Below are 21,766 nucleotides of genomic sequence, written 5' to 3' on the forward strand. Positions count from 1 at the left end.
AATGAAAGCACTTGCTAATCATAAAATCGTTATTACAGCTACATTTACCAGTGAACCAGTGGAGGATTCCCTGTCATATTGGCTCAAAAAAATAGGATTTCCTTATTCAATAGAATTTGCTCAGTACAATCAAGTCTTTCAAGAATTACTCAATCCTGCTAGTCTTTTAGCGACTAATCAAAATGGGGTTAATGTGATTCTGGTTAGGTTTGAAGACTGGGAAGGAAGTAAAAACAAGGCCGAATTGACCTTAGAGCAAACCCTTAGAGACTTTGGTAATGCCTTGAAAACGGCGACAATGCGCTCGCCAATTCCCTATTTAGTCTGTGTCTGTCCCCCCTCTCCAACCCATGATACAACGTTCAATAGTTTACATGAGAAATTACAAGAACAATTAGACCGTGATCTCCAGAATATCCCTAGCATATATCTAATTAAAAGTCAAGCATTACTCAAGACTTATCCTGTACAAGAGTATTATGATCCTTATGGAGAAGAACTAGGAAATATTCCCTATACCTTGGCTTTTTTTGCGGCTTTGGGGACAATATTAGCGCGAAAAATCTTAGCCTTGATAAACTCTCCTTACAAAGTGATTGTCCTTGACTGCGACAATACATTATGGCATGGGGTTTGTGGAGAAGATGGAGTTAAGGGAGTGAAAATTGATGCTCCATTTCGAGCTTTACAAGAATTTATCATCGCACAGCAAGCAGCAGGAAAGTTAATCTGTTTATGTAGTAAGAATCAACCAGAGGATGTCTTTGCCGTTTTTGAAGGACATCCCGATATGTTACTTAAGGAAAATCATTTAGTAAATTGGCGCATTAACTGGCAAGAAAAATCTCAGAATTTGCAGTCCTTAGCGGAGGAATTACAACTAGGATTAGATAGCTTTATTTTTATTGATGATAATCCAGTTGAGTGTGCGGAAGTTAGAGCAAACTGTCCAGAAGTTTTGACGTTACAACTTCCTGAAAATTGCGATCATATTCCAAAATTTTTAGAACATATTTGGGCTTTTGATCACCTCAAAACCACTCAAGAAGACCGACAAAGAACTAATCTTTATCAACAGAATATTCAGCGTCAGAATTTACAAAAATATTCCCTTTCTTTTGAGGATTTTCTCGGCCAACTCAACTTAGAAATAGAGATTTCCCCGATGCAAACGGAGGAATTGACGCGAGTTGCCCAACTTACTCAACGTACTAACCAATTTAACTTAACAACTATCCGACGCTCAGAATCGCAAATTCAAAAACTTTGTGGTCTAGGGGAATTAGACTGTCGAGTGGTTAAAGTAAAAGATCGTTTTGGGGATTATGGTTTAGTTGGTTTGCTATTATTTACTGCTCAAGAAAAATCCCTGATTGTCGATACATTTTTGCTCAGTTGTCGAGTATTGGGTCGCGGTGTAGAACATAAAATGTTAGCTTATTTGGGTACAATTGCTCAACAAAAAGGGTTAGAACAACTCAAACTTATTTATAAACCTACCCCCAAAAATCAACCAATTTGGGATTTTTTAAGGACTGTTGGTCAAGAATTTCAGCAGGAAAAAGAGGAGAGATATTTATTTAATTTTCCTAGTTATATTGCGTCTAAAGTTAATTTCACTCCTCTCGGTGATGAACATAAAATAGCTACTAAAAATTCATCTAAAACAGTTAAGAGAATTATTCGATCAGAGTTTTTTGAAGAGATTGGAAATAACTTATATGATGCTCAACTAATTCTGCGAACAATTAATTCTCAAAACCAGCGTCAACGGACTCAGTTAGACACAGAATTTATTGCTCCTCGTACTCCTCTAGAAAAAGTGATTGCTTCTCTATTCGCAGAAGTCCTTAAACTTGACAGAGTGGGGAGAGATGACGATTTTTTTGAGCTTGGTGGTGATTCAATTCGGGGAGCAATTCTAATTAATAAACTGCAAGCACAACTAAACGAAATTATTCACTTTATTGTTTTATTTGACAAAAAGACTGTTAAGGAATTAGCCGGATATATAGAGGAACATTATCCAAAAGCAGTTACCAAAATACTAGGTAAAGAAAGAACCGAAATTAACAACCTACCACAAGAGCGCATTGCTGAAGCTAAAGTGTTACAAATGCGCTCCCTAATTCCTGCTCTTAGCAGCCCAATAGATGATGACAATAGCAAAAATCCACCAGCTATATTTATCCTTTCTCCTTATCGTAGCGGTTCCACCTTACTCCGCGTTATCTTAGGAGGAAATCCACAGCTTTTTGCACCTCCAGAATTGGAACTACTAGGGTTTAATATTCTTAGGGAAAGAAAGGCGAAATTTTCTGGCCGTTACAACTTCTGGATGGAAGGAACAATTCGCACCATCATGGAAATTAAGGGGTGTAATGCTGAAAAAGCGATCGCAATTATGGAAGAATTAGAAGAGAAAAATCTGACTAGCAAACAGTTTTACCGTCTTCTACAGGGATGGTTGGGAGATAAAATCTTAGTGGATAAAACTCCATCCTATTCTCTAGATTTAGAAACTCTAAAACGAGCAGAAATAAATTTTGATAACCCTCTATATATTCATCTGGTGCGTCATCCTTTAGGAATGATTCACTCTTATGAAGAAGCTAAAATTGAGCAAATATTTCCCTATCAAAATCCTTTCAATAATCGAGAACTTGCCGAACTCATTTGGCTGATTAGCCATCAAAATATCTGCGAATTTCTACAACAAGTTTCTCCCCAACGTCAGTATCAAGTTAAATTTGAAGACATCGTTAAGCAGCCACAGAAAACCCTAGAGAGTTTATGTCAGTTTTTAGGAGTAGAATTTAATCCTGATATGCTGCAACCCTACCAAGAGAAAAAGCATCGCATGACTGACGGTATTTATGCCGAATCTAGAATGCTAGGAGATGTAAAATTTCATCAACATCAAAGCATTAATCCTAACACCATTGAGCAATGGAAAGATTACTACAACACTGACTTTTTAGGTAATGTAACTTGGCAACTAGCAGAGTCTTTTGGCTATCCGAAAAATAACAATAATATTCCTCAAATTAGTCGAAAAAATCCCGCCGAACCTCAGACTTTCCCGGTTTCTTTTGCTCAACAGCGACTATGGATTTTAGCGCAATTAGAACCAGACAGCTCTTTTTACAATATGTTTAAAGCGGTTCATCTTCAGGGACGCATAAATATAGAAATTTTAGAACTTAGTCTTAACGAAATTGTCCGTCGTCACGAAATTCTACGCACTAATTTTAAGGAAGTAGCAGAAACTCCAGTACAGGTAATTGCTCCCCGCGCAACTCTGAAAATTTCGGTTGTGGACCTACAAGGATTATCAGGACAAGAACAGTCACAACAATTACAACTTTTAGCAACTGAGGATCAATTACAACCTTTTGACCTGACTAAGGGAATATTGCTAAGAGTCACCTTAGTGCAACTTAAATCAGAATCATCAGCTTTGTTATTGACCATGCACCACATTATTAGTGATGGTTGGTCAATGGGAGTATTGCTCAAAGAATTGTCAAGTTTATATCAAGGATTTTTGCTTGATGATGGTTCTGTTCTCTCAGAATTGCCGATTCAATATGCCGATTTTACAATTTGGCAACGACAATGGTTACAAGGAGAAACTCAAGGTTTTATCACCATCCAAAACCAAATTAATTACTGGAAACAACAGTTAGCCGCAGCCCCTCCTTTGCTAGAATTACCTACGGACAGACCCCGTCCCTCTGTGCAAACTTTCCGAGGTGGATGTTTTTCCTTCCAGTTAGATGCCAAACTGACAGCATCTCTAAAAGAACTCAGCCACAAATCAGCAACTACCCTATTTATGACGTTGATGGCGGCTTATGTTACTCTATTATTCCGCTATAGTGGTCAGGATGATATTCTGGTAGGAACACCGATTGCTAATCGCAACTATCAAGAATTAGAAGGATTAATTGGCTTTTTTGTCAATACCCTAGTGATGCGAACTCGCTTAGAAGGTAATCCCAGTTTTGAAGAATTATTAAGACAAGTGCGTTCTGTTTGTACGAATGCTTATGCTAACCAAGACGTTCCTTTTGAGCAGATTATCGAAACTTTGCAAATAGAGCGCAGTCTTAGTCACAGTCCTTTGTTTCAGGTCATGTTTGTTTTACAAAATGTGGCAATGGAGGAATTAGAAAATCCTGAGTTAAAAATATCGCATCTACCTCTAGATAATGTTAACGCCAAGTTTGATCTCACCTTACAAATGTGGGAAACAAATACAGAAGAAGGCAACTCTCTCCAAGGATTTTGGCAATATAATACAGATTTATTTGATCAAAACACAATTGCTCGCATGACTGGTCATTTTCAGACATTATTAGAGACAATTGTTACTAATCCGCAAGAGTCGGTAGGAACCTTGCCATTACTAACAAAAAAAGAGCGTTATCAACTGTTATTAGAATGGAATAATACTGATACACTATACAGTTATACTCAGTGTATTCATCAGTTATTTGAAGAGCAGGTAAAACGGACTCCTGATGCTGTAGCTGTAGTATTTAAAGATGAAAAATTAACCTATAATGAGTTAAATCATCGAGCTAATCAGTTAGCGCATTATTTGCAATCTTTGGGAGTAAAACCTGATCAATTAGTGGGGATTTGTCTTGAGCGTTCTTTAGAGATGATTGTGGGGTTATTGGGGATATTAAAAGCGGGTGGTGCTTATGTTCCTCTTGACCCAGAATATCCGATTGAACGGTTAAGCTTCATGTTAGAAGATGCTCAATTATCAGTGCTGTTAACGCAACAAAAGCTAGGAGAAACTCTACCTCAACATCAAGCTTCGATTATTTATTTAGATACCGACTGGGAAAAAATTGCCGAAAACAGCCATTCAAATCCAGAAAACACCGTCACTCCAGATAACTTAGCTTATGTTATTTACACTTCCGGTTCCACAGGTAAACCGAAAGGGGTGTTAGTCAATCACTCCAATGTCGTGCGATTATTTGCCGCTACAGATGCTTGGTATAATTTTAGTAGTCAAGATGTCTGGACTCTATTTCATTCCTACGCTTTTGACTTTTCGGTGTGGGAAATGTGGGGAGCTTTGTTATATGGTGGACGCTTGGTAGTTGTCCCCTACTTAGTGACCCGTTCCCCCGAAGCATTTTATCAGCTATTATGTCAAGAAAAAGTAACAATTCTTAATCAAACTCCTACCGCTTTCCGTCAGTTAATTCAAGCTGAAGAATCCTTAAAAGGAAGTTTTCCCCCCTTATCAAGGGGGGTTAGGGGGGATCGTTCATCGACAACAGATAACGATTTAAGCTTACGTTTGGTTATTTTTGGAGGAGAAGCTTTAGAAATTAACAGCTTACAACCTTGGTTTCAGCGCCATGGCGACCAATGCCCCCAATTAGTTAATATGTACGGAATTACGGAAACTACCGTTCATGTCACCTATCGACCATTAAGTATGACCGACTTGGATAGTACAGCTAGTGTGATTGGTCGTCCCATTCCCGACTTACAGGTATATTTACTAGACCAATATTTACAACTTGTACCGGTTGGTGTACCCGGGGAGATGTATGTGGGGGGTGCCGGAGTAACAAAAGGTTATCTCAATCGTCCTGAATTAACAACAGAAAGGTTTATTCCTAGTCCTTTTGAGAAGGATGAAGTGATCCCCCCAACCCCCCTTAATAAGGGGGGCAATGAGCCGTCAAAATTATATAAAACGGGAGATTTAGCCCGTTATTTACCTAAGGGAGAATTAGAATATTTAGGGCGCATTGACAATCAGGTTAAGATTCGGGGTTTTCGGATTGAGTTAGGGGAAATCGAAGCATTATTAGCATCTCATCCCCAGATTTGGGAAACAGTAGTAATAGTGAGGGATGATGCAACAGGAGATAAGCGTCTTGTGGCCTACATTGTGCCACAATCGGAAAAAATAATTACCATTAACGAAATACGGCAATTTCTGAAAGCTAAATTACCCGGTTATATGATACCTAATGCTTTCGTTATTTTAGATGCCTTACCCCTTACTGCTAATGGAAAAATAGATCATCGAGCTTTACCACCACCAGAATCTAGTAGTGAACCATCAGAAAAATATGTTGCTCCGCGTAACCCGATCGAGGATATATTAGTAACTGTTTGGTCAGAAGTGCTAAAAGTCGAGAAAGTGGGTATAAATGATAACTTCTTTGAACTGGGAGGCCATTCCCTACTAGCCACTAAATTAGTAGCACAGATCCGCGATCGCTTGAAAGTTGAACTTCCCCTACGTCAGTTATTCAACTCGGCCACACTAGCAGAATTAGCCCAAGGGATTGAACAGTTAAAACAGGAAAAATCCGATACCATCGTTCCAGCAATTTTACCAAGAAAAAGAAAATGAATTTTGAAGAATTACCCCTATCTTATGCCCAACAGCGTTTATGGTTCTTAGATCAATTAGAACCAAACAGTCCCTTTTATAATATTTCCTTGGCCTTGCATTTAGCAGGAAATCTCCAGGTAGATGTCCTCGAAAAAAGCCTACAAGAAATTATTCAGCGCCATGAGTCCCTCCGCACAAATTTCGCCACTATTGAGGGAAATCCTGTACAAGTAATTAAACCAGAAAGTAATTGGCAATTAACGCTTGTCAATGGGAAAGACAGCCCAAAATATCGAGAAGAGCAGGAAATAAAAAAATGGCTAGAAATTCACAGCCATCAACCTTTTGATTTAGCCAATGACTCCCTAATTAGAGCCACCCTACTTAAGTTATCAGACACAGAACATTTTTTGCTGATTTGTCTGCACCATATTGTCTCTGATGGTTGGTCAATGGGGGTATTTATTGAGGAATTGACAACCCTTTATAATGCCTATACTAAAGGTTTAGAACCTCTTTTACAAGAGTTACCAATCCAGTACGCAGATTTTGCAATTTGGCAAAGGGAATATTTACAGGGAGAAATCCGAGAAAATCAGTTAAATTACTGGCAAAAACAGTTAGCAGCAGCACCCGCTTTATTACATCTACCTACGGATTATCCCCGTCCTCTACAACAAAGTTTTCAGGGAGATCGCATAAAATGTATCCTTTCTCCAGAACTTAGTCAAGGGTTAAATAAGCTGAGTCGGGAAAAAGGTGTCACCTTATTTATGACCCTGTTAACCGCATTTCAGACCTTACTCTATCGTTACACAGGACAAACAGATATTTTAGTCGGTACTCCCATCGCTAACCGTACTCGTAGTGAATTAGCTGGGTTAATCGGCTTTTTTGTCAATACCTTAGTCTTAAGAACAGATTTAGCCAGAAATCCCAGTTTTAGCGAGTTATTAAAACAGGTACGAGAAACAGCAACGGATGCTTACGACCATCAAGATTTACCTTTTGAGATGTTAGTAGAGGCCCTACAACCTGAAAGAAATATGAGTTATACTCCTTTATTTCAGGTGATGTTTGGTTTAGATAATGAAATTGTAGATAGCATAGATTTAGAAGGAATAAAAGCCACTCGTCAGCCTTTAGAATTTAAGACATCTAAGTTTGACTTAAGTTTATCTATACAGGTAAAAGAAGCTGGATTAACTGCGATTTGGGAATATAATACAGATCTGTTTGACAAAAGCACAATTGAGCGATTATCAGGGCATTTTGTTAACCTATTAACTGGGATTATTGCTAATCCAGAACAAACCGTTAGCCAATTACCATTACTGACAGAAAGTGAGCGCAATCAGTTATTATTTGATTGGAATCAGACTGAAACTGACTACAAAAATGATTTATGTCTGCATCAGTTGTTTGAACAACAAGTAAAACAGAATCCACAGGTGATCGCAGTTAAATTAGAAGATGAATTTTTCACCTATCAAGAATTAAATAATCGTGCTAATCAATTGGCACATTACCTACAATCTTTAGGGGTAAAATCCGATAGTTTAGTCGGGATTTTTGTTGAACGTTCCCTAGAGATGGTTATCGGAATCCTGGGAATACTTAAAGCAGGGGGAGCTTACGTTCCTTTAGATATTAATTATCCAAAAGAGCGAATTACCTATATTCTTGAAGATACTCAACTTAGTATTCTCCTGACTCAATCACAACTTCTGGAACAATTACCAGCATTTCAAGGAACAACTATCTGTTTAGACCAAGACTGGTCAACAATTGCCAAACAGAGTACAGTTAACCCTTTGGTAGCAGTTGAGCAGCACAATTTAGCCTATATTATCTACACCTCCGGCTCCACAGGTCAACCCAAAGGGGTAATGATTGGACATCGCTCAGTAGTCAACTATATCCTGACTACTATTCGAGAGTATGGTATTACCTCAGAGGATCAAATTCTGCAATTTTCCTCTATCTGCTTTGATGCTTCCGTTGAAGAAATTTTTGTTAGTTTGTTATCGGGTGCGACCTTGGTATTACGAACAGAAGAAATGTTGCGCTCTAGTGAGGATTTTTGGCAATGTTGTCAAAAATGGCAATTAACAGTTTTGGGTATTCCTACTGCTTATTGGCATCAATTAGCCTCTGAATTAACCCCTGATACCCTGCCAATTCTCTCAAAGATTAAACTAATTGTCATTGGTGGGGAAGCCATTCAACCGGCAAAAGTACAGCAATGGCAAACAGTTACAGGCCAATATTCCCCTCTTCCTCGACTATTAAATGCTTACGGACCAACGGAAGCAACCATTGCGGCGACTTTCTCCGAATTTACTTCACCAACTATAACCAATGTTCCCATTGGGCGACCCATCAGTAATACTCAGGTTTATATTCTTGATGCTTTCTTACAACCTGTTCCTGTGGGGGTAGCTGGAGAATTACATATTGGCGGTGTCGGGTTAGCCAGGGGTTATCTCAATCGTCCAGAATTAACTCAAGAGAAATTTATCCCTAATCCTTTTGAGAAGGATGAAGTGATCCCCCCAACGCCCCTTAATAAGGGGGGCAATGAGCCGTCAAAATTATATAAAACGGGAGATTTATGTCGGTATTTACCCGATGGTAAAATCGAATATTTAGGACGGATTGACAATCAAGTAAAAATTCGGGGTTTTCGCATTGAATTGGGAGAAATTGAAACCGTTCTTAGTCAGCACAATGCAGTAAAAACGGCTGTTGTTATTGCCCAAGAAGATGAGATAAATCAGAAACGTTTAGTCGCCTATATTATTCCCCAAGTAGAGATTGTTTCCACCCAAAAGGAGGAAAATTCGCTTAATGTTACTGAACTGCGGCAATTCCTGAAAGCTAAGTTACCAGAGTATATGATTCCTAGTGCCTTTGTCATTTTGGAATCCCTACCCTTAACGCCCAATGGTAAGATTGATCATCGTGCTTTACCGGCTCCCGAATTCCAAAGCCAAGCGCAATACATTGCGCCGCGTAACCCCATTGAGGAGATATTATCCTCGATTTGGGGAAAAGTGTTAAAAGTTGCACAGGTGGGGATTCACGACAACTTCTTTGAGTTGGGTGGACATTCATTATTAGCAACGCAACTAATTTCGCGCATCCGTGAGGCTTTTCAGGTAGAAATGCCCTTACGCGAGTTATTTGTTGCACCGACAATCGCCGAATTAGCACAGGGAATAAAACGGCTTTCCGAAGGAGAACAACTAACTGAACTGCCGATTTTACCCAGGGACAAAGCAGCAGAACTACCCTTATCTTTTGCTCAGACTCGTCTCTGGTTTTTGGCTGAATTTGAGTCGAATAGTTCTTTTTATAATATCCCCCTAGCCTTGCGTTTAGAAGGAACTTTAAACTCAGAAATCTTAATCCAGAGTTTAGGAGAAATTTGCGATCGCCATGAGGCTTTACGCACCAACTTTATTACCGTTGATGGTATCCCTACCCAAGTTATACAAGCACGAAACTGGACAGTTACGGTTGTTGATTTACAGCATTTATCTGGTAGTGAACAAGTAATTGCGTCTCAAGAGTTAGCACAAAATCAAGCGATTCAACCCTTTGACTTAGCCGGTGAACCCTTAATCAGAATCACTTTAGTGGTGTTATCTGAAACGGAACATCTCTTATTAGTCTGTATGCACCACATTGTCAGTGATGGCTGGTCAATGGGGGTATTTCTTCAGGAACTAACCGCCCTCTATAATGCCTATATTCAGGGTTTATCTTCGCCTCTAAATCCCCTATCTATCCAGTATGGAGATTTTACCCTTTGGCAAAGACAATGGCTGCAGGGAGAGGTATTGCAACAGCAACTAGATTACTGGCAAAAACAGTTAGCCGGCGCACCGGCCCTCCTATCTTTACCAACAGATAGACCTCGACCCAATCAACAAAGTTTTGCTGGGGGACATTTACCCTTTAGCCTTTCTTGGGAATTAACCGAAAAACTGACCCAATTAACCCAGGAACAGGGTGTCACCTTATTTATGACCCTGTTAACCGCTTATGCTGTCTTACTTTACCGTTATACAGAACAGGAAGACATCTTAATTGGTACTCCCATTGCTAACCGTAATCGCAGTGAAATTGAAGGTTTAATCGGCTTTTTTGTCAATACTTTGGTCTTGCGAATTGACTTGTCAGGTAAGCCCAATTTTAATCAGTTATTGGGTCGAGTACGGGAAATGGCAATGGATGCCTATGCTCATCAGGATTTGCCCTTTGAAATGTTAGTAGAAGTCCTACAACCTGAACGAGATTTAAGTCACGCGCCTTTATTTCAAGTGGATTTTCTGCTGCAAAATAGTCCCCCGTCTCCCTTAGAACTAACAGGATTAACCGCCACTCCCCTCACCACAGAAAATGACACCGCCAAATTTGATCTAACCCTGGCGATGGAGAATACCGGTTCAGGATTACAAGGGGTATGGGAATATAATACCGATTTATTTGATCGCAGTACCATTGAGCGATTAACAGGGAATTTTATCACCTTGCTAGAAGCATTGGTTGTTAACCCGCAGCAGCCAATTTTCCAACTACCACTATTAACTGAAGTCGAGGCAAAAGAATTATTAGAAGAATGGAATGCTACCGAAAAAGACTATCCTTTCCATCATTGTGTTCATCATTTATTTGAAGAACAAGCGGCACGAACACCGGCTGCAGTAGCAGTGGTCTTTGAAGGTCAAGAATTAACCTATCAAGACTTAAATATTCAGGCGAATCAATTAGCCCATTATCTCCAATCTTTGGGGGTAAATTCAGAAGTTTTAGTTGGCATTTATCTAGAGCGGTCGCTGTTAGTTATTGTCGGATTATTAGCAGTTCTCAAAGCTGGAGGAGCCTATATACCTTTAGATCCAGATTATCCCCAGCAACGGTTGACTTATATGGCAGAAGATGCCCAAATTTCTCTACTGCTAACTCAAGAAAGTTTACTCGATTCTTTACCAGCAGAAGATGTGGGGGTAATTGTCTTAGATAAATTAGCCGAGATTTTGACAGTTCAAAGTCCAGAAAATCCCTTCAGTGAAGTGGTTCCAGAAAATTTACTATGCCTATTATATACATCTGGTTCAACCGGTAAACCTAAAGGAGTGATGTTAACCCACGCGGCCTTAGTTAATCATAGTTGGGGCATTAGTGAAGTATTCGGTTTAACAGAATCTGATCGCGTTTTACAGTTTGCTTCCTTTGGCTTTGATGTCGCTGCGGAAGAAATTTTCCCCACCTGGTTAAAAGGTGGCACAGTGGTCTTAAGACCAGGGCAAATGTTCCCAACTTTGACTGATTTTGCCGATTTTATCGAACAAGAAAGCCTCACCGTTTTAAATATTACCCCTGCCTATTGGCATGAATGGGCGCTCGCCGTTTCCCAATCATTAGCTACTGTACCATCCAGTCTGCGGGTCGTCGCCGTGGGAGGGGATGCAGTGTTACCAGAAACCGTCAATATTTGGCGACAAATGGTCGGAAAACGGGTTGAATGTATTAATGTATATGGACCTACAGAAGCGTCTGTAACCGCCATAGTTCATGACTTGCTAGATTATCAGTCAGAAAAAATCAATTCAGTGCTGATTGGTCGTCCCATTGCTAACACAAAAGCATATATCTTGGATCAAAATCTGCAACCTGTACCCATTGGCGTGAAGGGAGAATTGCATTTATGCGGTGTTCGTTTAGCGCGGGGTTATCTGAATCGTCCCGAATTAACTGCTGAAAAATTTATTGACAATCCCTTTGCTCATTCACCGTTCAATCGTTTGTATAAAACGGGAGATTTAGCGCGTTATTTACCCGATGGTAATATTGAATGTTTTGGCCGGATTGACAATCAGGTTAAAATTCGCGGATTCCGTATTGAGTTAGGAGAAATTGAAGCGGTACTTAACCAAAATATTGATGTACAAACATCTTGTGTGATTATTCGGGAAGATACCCCGGGGGATAAATATTTAGTCGCCTACATAGTAGCTCATTACGAACGGATACCGATGATTAGTGAACTGCGTCAGTTTCTGTCCAGTAAATTGCCTTTGTATATGGTTCCTCAAGCTTTTGTTTTTCTGGAATCTTTACCCCTTACTACTAATCGTAAGGTAGATCGTCGCGCTTTACCCGCACCAGATAAAATAGGAAATCGCCAGGATCAATATGTAGCACCACGCAATGGAATTGAGGAGATGTTGGTGCAAATTTGGACAGAAATACTCAAAATAGAGCAAGTGGGAATTTATGATAATTTCTTTGAAATTGGCGGCCATTCTCTCCTCGCAACTCAATTAGTTTCTCGGATTCGGAGTTTATTTAAAATAGAACTACCTTTGCGGAGTTTATTTGGTGCAGCTACGGTAGCCGAATTAGCGCATCTTATTGGACAATTACAGCAGCAAAATCTCACGCTAACAGTACCCCCCATTTTACCGAGAACTAAGGATACAGAACTACCTCTATCTTTTGCTCAACAGCGTTTATGGTTTTTAGATCAATTGCAACCAAATAGCGCTTTATACAATATACCGATGGTGTTGCATTTCCGAGGCAACCTCAATCAAAAGGCCTTAGAACAAAGTTTACGAGAAATCTGTGATCGCCATGAAGTATTACGGACTAATTTTGTCACGATTGATGGACAACCGACTCAGATTATTCAAACAACAAGGGAGACAATATCGGTCGTTGATTTACAAGATTTACCCATCCAAGAGCAAGCAGAAAAAACAGAGCAATTAAAGCAAAAACAAGCCACTCAACCCTTTGATTTAGCCAAAGAATCTTTAATCAGAATCACTTTAGTGGTGCTATCTGAGACGGAACATCTCTTATTAGTGTGTATGCACCACATTATTAGTGATGGTTGGTCAATCGAAGTATTTATTCACGAATTGACCAGCTTATATAATGCTTACACTCAAAATCATCCCGCAAATTTAGCTCCTTTACCGATTCAGTATGCAGATTTTGCACTCTGGCAAAAACAATGGTTACAAGGGGATGTCCTGCAAACTCAATTAAATTACTGGCAAAATCAACTAGCAAATGCACCTTCTTTATTATCTCTTCCCACAGACCACCCTCGACCTGCGGTGCAAAGCTTTGTCGGTACTCAGCAAGAATTTTCCCTTTCCCCCAAACTTAGCCAAGCTTTGAATGAATTGAGTCGCCAACAAGGGGTGACATTATTTATGACGCTGTTGGCTGCTTTTGATGCTTTACTGTATCGTTATACAGGGTCAAGTGATATTTTGGTAGGAACTCCCATCGCTAATCGTAATCGCGGTGAAATTGAGGGTTTAATCGGCTTCTTTGTTAATACTTTAGTGATGCGGACGGATTTATCAGATAATCCGAGTTTTAGTCAGTTATTAACCCGAGTTCGGGAAGTGACAATGGATGCTTACGCGCATCAAGACTTACCCTTTGAAATGTTAGTCGAAGCGTTGCAACCGGAACGGGATTTGAGCCATACTCCCCTATTTCAAGTCGCTTTTGTCCTGCAAAATACACCTAAGTCTGAGATTGCAATGACGGGATTAACGGTGACAGATTTGCCACCAGAAAATACCACAGCTAAGTTTGATTTAACCTTAGCTATGGTTAACACCGATGATGGCTTAAAAGGTGTCTGGGAATATAATACTGATTTGTTTGAGAGTAGCACTATTGAGCGATTATCAGGGCATTTTCTCAACTTATTAGGGGGAATTGTGGCCAATCCTCAAGCGCGGATTTCCCAATTACCCTTACTGACAGAAAGCGAGACTAATCAGTTATTAATTGAGTGGAACAATACTCAAGTTTACTATACTGAGTATAAGTGTATTCATCAGTTATTTGAGGAACAGGTAAAACGCACACCCGACGCGGTAGCGGTGGTCTGTTCCCAGCAACAATTAACCTACAATGAGTTAAATTGTCGTGCTAATCAACTAGCTCATTATTTGCGGAAATTAGGCGTAAAAGCTGATACTTTAGTCGGTATTTCCCTTGAGCGTTCCTTAGAGATGATTGTCGGATTATTGGGGATATTAAAAGCGGGTGGTGCATATCTACCTCTCGACCCAGATTATCCCAGTGAACGGCTACAATTTGCCATCGCTGATGCTCAACTGTCATTATTGCTAACTCAAGAGGGATTAATCGATAAACTACCCGAACATCAAGCGCGGCTAATCTTGTTAGACAGATTCACAGAAGAAATTAACCAAAACAGCCAAGATAACCTAACAGGAGTAGTAACAGCCAATAATTTAGCTAATCTCATTTATACCTCTGGTTCTACCGGAAAACCTAAAGGGGTAATGGTGGAACATCGGGGACTATTTAACCTAGCTCAAGCGCAAATTAAAACGTTTAACTTACAGTCAAACTCTCGCATTCTCCAGTTTGCTTCCCTCAATTTTGATGCTTCTATCTGGGAAATTATCATGGCAATAGGAGCAGGTGCAACCCTTTATTTAGACACAAAAGACGCTTTAATGCCTGGGTTGCCATTAATGGGGCGATTAAAAGATTATGGTATTACTCATGTTACTTTACCACCCTCAGCCTTAGCGGCTTTGCCCCTAGAAGAAATCCCAGAGTTACAAACAATTATTGTGGCAGGAGAAGCTTGTTCAGAAGAATTGATCAAACAATGGGCTACGGGTAGAAATTTCTTTAATGCTTATGGACCGACAGAAACCAGCGTTTGTGCCACGGTAGAAAAATGGACAGATGAAACCCTGAAAGTAACTATTGGTCGTCCCATTGCTAACACCCAAATTTATATCTTAGACTCCCATTTACAACCTGTCCCGATTGGTGTTCCGGGAGAATTACATATTGGTGGTATGGGATTAGCGCGGGGTTATCTCAATCGTCCCGAATTAACCCAAGAAAAATTTATCCCTAATCCTTTTGAGAAGGATGAAGTGATCCCCCCAACCCCCCTTAATAAGGGGGGCAATGAGCCGTCAAAATTATATAAAACGGGAGACTTAGCCCGTTATTTACCCGATGGTAAAATCGAATATTTAGGACGGATTGACAATCAGGTAAAACTGCGTGGCTTCCGTATTGAATTAGGAGAAATTGAGGCCGTACTCAACCAAAATGAGGCAGTACAGTCTTCTTGTGTGATTGTTCGTGAAGACAATCCAGGGGATAAACGTTTAGTTGCTTACGTCGTACCGCAACAGGAAAATCAACCGAAGAAAAAACCTCCAGTCACTTATGTTGTACCACAACAGAAAAATCTCACATCAGCCAAGAAACTAGAAAACAGATCAACAGACCAAGTAGAACTATGGCCATCCATAGCTGAATACTATGTTTATGACGACTTGCTGTATTATGCAATGACCAATGACCACCGACGTAACGATAGTTATAAAGTTGCTATTAATCAACTGGTCAAAGATAAAATAGTTGTTGAGATTGGCACAGGTAAGGATGCAATCCTATCCAGATTTTGTGTAGAAGGAGGAGCTAAGAAAATTTATGCAATTGAAAGAAATCAGGAAACTTGTCACGAAGCATTAGCTCAGATTAAAAAATTGGGATTAGCAGATAAGATAACCATAATTCATGGTGATGCGAATTTAGTAGAAATACCCGAACTCGCCGATGTCTGTGTTTCAGAAATTGTAGGAGCAATTGGTGGCTCTGAAGGTGCAGCTATTATTATTAATAACGCCCGACGATTTCTTAAACCAAATGGTTTGATGATTCCTGAAAGAAGCATTACTAAAATGGCCGTTGTCACTGTTCCTGATCAAATATTACATCATCCCCAATTTTCTCAAACTCCTGCTTATTACACGCAAAAAATATTTGAGCAAGTCGGCTATCCCTTCGACTTAAGGGTTTGTTTTAAGAAATTTCCTCAAGCCAATGTTCTATCCACTGTAGATGTTTTAGAAGACTTAAACTTTAACGAACATATTAGTCCAGAATTTTCCCATGAGGTAAACTTTGAAATCCAAAAAAATGGGCGAATGGATGGATTTTTAGTTTGGCTCACTTTGCAGACTATTGCTGGTGAAGAAATCGATACTCTCAAACATGAACATTGCTGGCTACCCGTTTATTTTCCAGTATTTGAACCGTCAATTCAGGTTGAGCGTGGAGATGTCATTAAAGCAGTTTGTGAGCGGACACTGTGCGAAAATAATTTAAACCCAGATTATGCGATTAAAGGTCATCTGGTCAAAAAGAGTGGAGAAATTATTGACTTTGAATATGTTTCCTATCACTATAAAAATAATTTCCGACAACGACCATTCTATCAACGCCTATTTCCTAATTATGATGAGAGTCAAAATAGTTACTCTGCAAACTTAGGTAAATCTTTGAAAGCTAATCTCAAGAATTTGTTACCCGACTATATGGTCCCAACGGCGTTTGTTCTTCTTGATGCTTTCCCCTTAACTCCCAATGGCAAAATCGACCGCCGCGCTTTACCTGTTCCCGATTTACAGAGCCAAGGTGAATATATAGCTCCCCGTAACCCCATTGAAGAAAAAATGGCGCAGATTTGGGGTGAGGTACTGAAATTAAAACGAGTCAGTATTGAGGATAATTTCTTTGAATTAGGTGGACATTCTCTGTTGGCAACTCAAGTTATTTCTCGATTACAGGAAACCTTTGAGATTGTTTTACCCTTGCGTTATCTGTTTGAATCTCCAACCATTGCTCAGTTAAGTGCGGTAATTTTAAAAGAACTGCAAACAGGTTTAGGGTTAAAGCTACCATCAATTGTACCCGTTAATCGAGAGGATGATATTCCCCTATCCTGGTCCCAGGAACGTCTCTGGTTTGTGAATCAATTAGAAGGGGAAAGTGGGGCTTATACTATTGATTTAACGATGCGTTTGCGGGGAAATATCAATATTAAAGCCTTAGAAAAAGCTTTCCAGGCAATTATTCAACGCCATGAACCCCTACGGACTCAGTTTAAGCTCAAAGATAACAAACCAATACAAGCGATCGCTCCCAATGTAACCTTCACCTTACCAGTTGTCAATCTGCAAAACCTCAGTCATTCTGAGCAACAGGTAAAAAACCTGTTATTAGCAGCAGCCTCCGAACCCTTTGATCTCGAATCAGGGTCAGTATTACGAGTCAAATTATGGCAAGTCAAGACAGAGGAATATGTACTATTATTAGCTATTCATCATATTGCAGCGGATGGTTGGTCAATAGGTGTTTTAATCGACGAATTATCGGTCTATTATCGAAGTTTCTGCACCGGTACAAAAGCAGATTTACCTACTTTATCGATACAGTATGCTGACTTTGCCCTGTGGCAGCGTCAATGGTTAACTAATGAAGTATTAGACCGTCAATTAAGCTACTGGAAGCAACAATTAACCGGGGTTCCCCTACTACACCAACTTCCCACAGACCGTCCCCGGCCAGCAATCCAAAGTTTTCGCGGTGGGACGGAGCGACTGCAACTAGATAGTCAACTAACGCAACAACTGAAAAAACTCAGTCAAGAGTCCGGTAGCACTATTTTTATGACATTACTAGCGGGTTTTGCTGTGTTACTATCTCGTTATAGTCAACAAACAGATGTGGTAATTGGTTCACCAATTGCTAACCGTAATCGCACCGAAATTGAAGGGTTAATCGGCTTTTTTGTCAATAGTTTAGTGTTAAGATTTGATTTATCTCAAGACCCGACCTTTGAGGATTTTCTCGCGCAGGTCAGACAAACTACTCAAGATGCTTACGACCATCAAGATTTACCCTTCGAGATGTTAGTCGAAAAATTACAAATTGAGCGTCATTTAGATCGTAATCCTTTAACACAGATAGTTTTTGCCCTTCAGAATGCTCCTAGTTCTCCCTGGGATTTACCCGGAGTAAACATTGAGGAGATACCATCAGGACTTGATTCAGTTAGGGTTGACCTAGAACTTTACCTCTGGGATGCACCGGAAGGATTGGGCGGTTTTTGCTCTTATAACAGGGATTTATTTGATGCTGAAACTATTGTCCGTATGATGAATCATTTTAAGACTTTGTTGGCGGCAATTGTGGAAAATCCCCGTCAATCAGTAGCTTCACTACCCTTATTAACCCCAGAGGAAGAGTATCAACTATTAGAGGAGTGGAATGAGACAAAAGCTGATTACTCCTATAACAAGTGTATTCATCAATTAATTGAGGAACAAGCAGCGCGTACCCCTGATGCAGTAGCAGTAGTCTTTGAAAATCAACAGTTGACCTATGCAGAATTAAATAGTCGGGCCAATCAACTAGCTCACTATTTACGCTCTTTAGGTGTAGAAACCGAGGTAATAGTCGGTTTATGTGTAGAGCGCTCTTTAGACATGATTGTGGCATTAATAGGCATCCTTAAAGCCGGTGCTGCCTATCTACCCCTTGACCCAGAATATCCTCAAGAACGCTTACAATTTATGTTAGAGGATAGTCAAGTACCCTTATTACTAACCCAAAGTTTACTGATTGATAAACTCCCAAATCATCGAGGCAAAACCATCTTTTTAGCTGAAACTTGGCAAGAAATTAAACCAATGAACCGGGATAATTTGACGGGGAAGGTAACAGCTTCTAATTTAGCTAATGTGATTTATACTTCTGGTTCTACGGGTAAACCTAAAGGGGTGATGGTTGAACATCAAGGGTTATGTAACTTAGCTTTGGCGCAAATTCAGACTTTTGCTGTGTCTTCTCAGAGTCGAGTGCTTCAATTTGCTTCTTTTAGTTTTGATGCCTGTATTTCAGAAGTTCTCATGGCTTTGGGAGCGGGAGCGAGACTTTATTTGGCAAGTAAAGAAAATTTAATGCCCGGTTTACCCTTAATCAAGCAATTACGGGAGAATAAGATTACTCATATTACTCTACCGCCATCAGCTTTAGCGGTACTACCTTGGGAAAATCTTTCCTCTCTGCAAACTATTATTGTCGCCGGGGAAGCTTGTTCTCCTGAATTGGTGAAAAAATGGTCCCAGGGACGAAATTTCTTTAATGGTTATGGACCCACCGAAGGAAGTGTTTGTGCAACGGTAGCTAAATGTACGCCGGTTGATGAAAAAATAACTATTGGTCGGCCAATTCCTCATGTGCAGGTTTATATTTTAGACTCGCATTTACAACCGGTTCCTATCGGTGTACCCGGGGAATTACATATCGGAGGAGCAGGAGTAGCCAGAGGTTATTTGAATCGCCTAGAATTGACAGCAGAGAAATTTATCTATTTAGAAAATAAGGAACAGTTAAAAGGCAAACGCTTGTATAAAACAGGAGATTTAGCTCGTTATTTACCTGATGGAAAAATTGAATATCTGGGACGAATTGACAATCAGGTTAAAGTAAGGGGTTTCCGCCTTGAATTAGGGGAAATTGAAGCAGTTTTGAGCCAACATCCCCTAGTACAAGAAGCGGTTGTGATAGCTCGCGCTGATCAGGCAAGTGATCATGATCATGACCAGCTTAATACTAATTTGGTAGCCTACTTAGTTCCGGCTCTCAAGGGTCAAGTATTGCCCCAACAGCTTGCTCAATGGCAGAGTGAATATGTTAGTGATTGGCAAAAGATTTACGAAGAATCCTACAGTAAACCCCAACCTCAAACCGAGGACCCCACTTTTAATATTAGTGGTTGGAATAGTAGTTATACGGGACAAGCTATTCCCGCAGCAGAAATGCAGGAATGGGTAGATCAGACAGTGAGCCGAATTTTGGCAGATCAACCACCGCAACGAGTGTTAGAAATTGGTTGCGGAAGTGGCTTATTGCTATTCCGTGTGGCGAAACATTGTCAGGAATATTGGGGAGCCGATTATTCCGCTGCTACTATTAATAACCTAGAACATTTATGTGGCACAATTGAGGGTTTAGAGGGCAAAGTAAGATTATTACACCGAACAGCAGATGATTTTACCGGCATTCCCCAAGCTACTTTTGATCGAGTAGTAATTAACTCTGTTGTTCAGTATTTCCCTAGTGTGGATTATCTATTACAAGTTATCGCAGGAGCAGTCAACACGATTGCAGATCGGGGTAAGATTTTCCTAGGTGATATCCGTAGTTTGTCCTTACTAGAGCCTTACCATGCGGCGGTACAGTTAGCTCGCACTGAAGCTAATAAAACCCTTGAAGAATGGCAAAAACAGGTGAATCAAAGTGTAGCTACCGAAGAAGAATTGTTAATTGCACCTCAGTTCTTTATCGCGCTTAAACAACGTTTTCCGCGAATTTCTTGGGTAGAAATTGCCCCGAAACGGGGTCAGGCTGACAATGAGTTAACCCAATTCCGCTATGATGTTACTTTACATCTGGATACTGATGGGCAAAAAACGACAATTCCTTGGCTAAATTGGCAGCGGGATCGGTTTTCTTTAGCGCAACTACAAGATAAACTAAAACTGGAACAACCAGAATATTTAGGTATCAGAGATGTACCCAATCAACGATTACAAAAGGCGCTACAAATTTTAGACTGTTTAGAAAATCCTCCTGGGGTAACAACGGTGGGAGAATTGCGGCAATTGTTAGCAAAAAATAGCGGGATAGGGATTAATCCTGAGCAAATGTGGCAACTGGGAGAACAGTTAGGTTACACTGTTCATCTCAGTTGGTGGGAAGGTAGTCAAGATGGTTCTTTCGATGTGGTTTTCTGTCGCCAGAATGCCATCCTAGAACCGATAATAAGTAAAGTTGATCAACAACCATACCCCAATTTTTGGGATGATGAGACGATTATTCCCAAATCCTGGACTGATTATACGAATAATCCCCTATATGGTAAATTAGTCCAGAAGCTGATACCACAGGTGCGGGAATTTGTCCAACAAAAGCTACCTAGTTATATGGTTCCCCAGGCTTTTGTTTTGCTTAATACCCTACCTTTGACTCCTAATGGTAAAGTAGATCGGCTGGCTTTGCCTACACCCGATACAGCTACACGCAATTTAGCTACGGGATTTCTCGCACCTCGTACCCCGATTGAAACTCAAATGTCTCAAATTTGGAGTGAAGTTTTGGGAGTCGAACGTATTGGAATTAAGGATAATTTCTTTGAATTGGGAGGACATTCTTTGTTAGCAACTCAGGTTATTTCCCGTTCCCGCGATCTTTTCTCGGTGGAATTGTCTTTACAAAATCTGCTGGAATACCCAACTATCGCTAATTTAGCCCAAATTATTGAAGTTCTTACCGTTGCACCGGGAGAAACAGCTATGACTGAAACCTTAGAAGATTATGAGGATGGTGAATTATAAAAACAGTTAAAGTTTTAGCTGATATCAATAGTTTAGCAAGACAGTTAAAACGGCAAAGGACAAATATTGATCCTAGTCAATGGCAATCTGATGTACTTTT

The 21,766-nt window shown here is 40.1% G+C and carries 2 protein-coding genes; both read left to right on the forward strand.

All coding sequences use genetic code 11. The features are described from left to right. The first annotated feature begins 1 nt into the window (after position 1). Positions 2 to 6,400 (forward strand): non-ribosomal peptide synthetase, encoded by a 6,399-nt coding sequence (locus H6G48_RS25760; protein ID WP_199328817.1) that lies wholly within the window; start codon positions 2 to 4, stop codon positions 6,398 to 6,400. Next, positions 6,397 to 21,666 carry a non-ribosomal peptide synthase/polyketide synthase gene (locus H6G48_RS26370; RefSeq protein ID WP_190722320.1) on the forward strand — a complete coding sequence of 5,090 codons (15,270 nt, stop codon included), beginning with the start codon at positions 6,397 to 6,399 and terminating at the stop codon, positions 21,664 to 21,666. The genes H6G48_RS25760 and H6G48_RS26370 overlap by 4 nt, the downstream gene beginning before the upstream one ends. Positions 21,667 to 21,766: the final 100 nt, after the last annotated feature.

The organism is Microcystis flos-aquae FACHB-1344 (assembly GCF_014698375.1).
Taxonomy (GTDB): Bacteria; Cyanobacteriota; Cyanobacteriia; order Cyanobacteriales; family Microcystaceae; genus Microcystis; species Microcystis aeruginosa.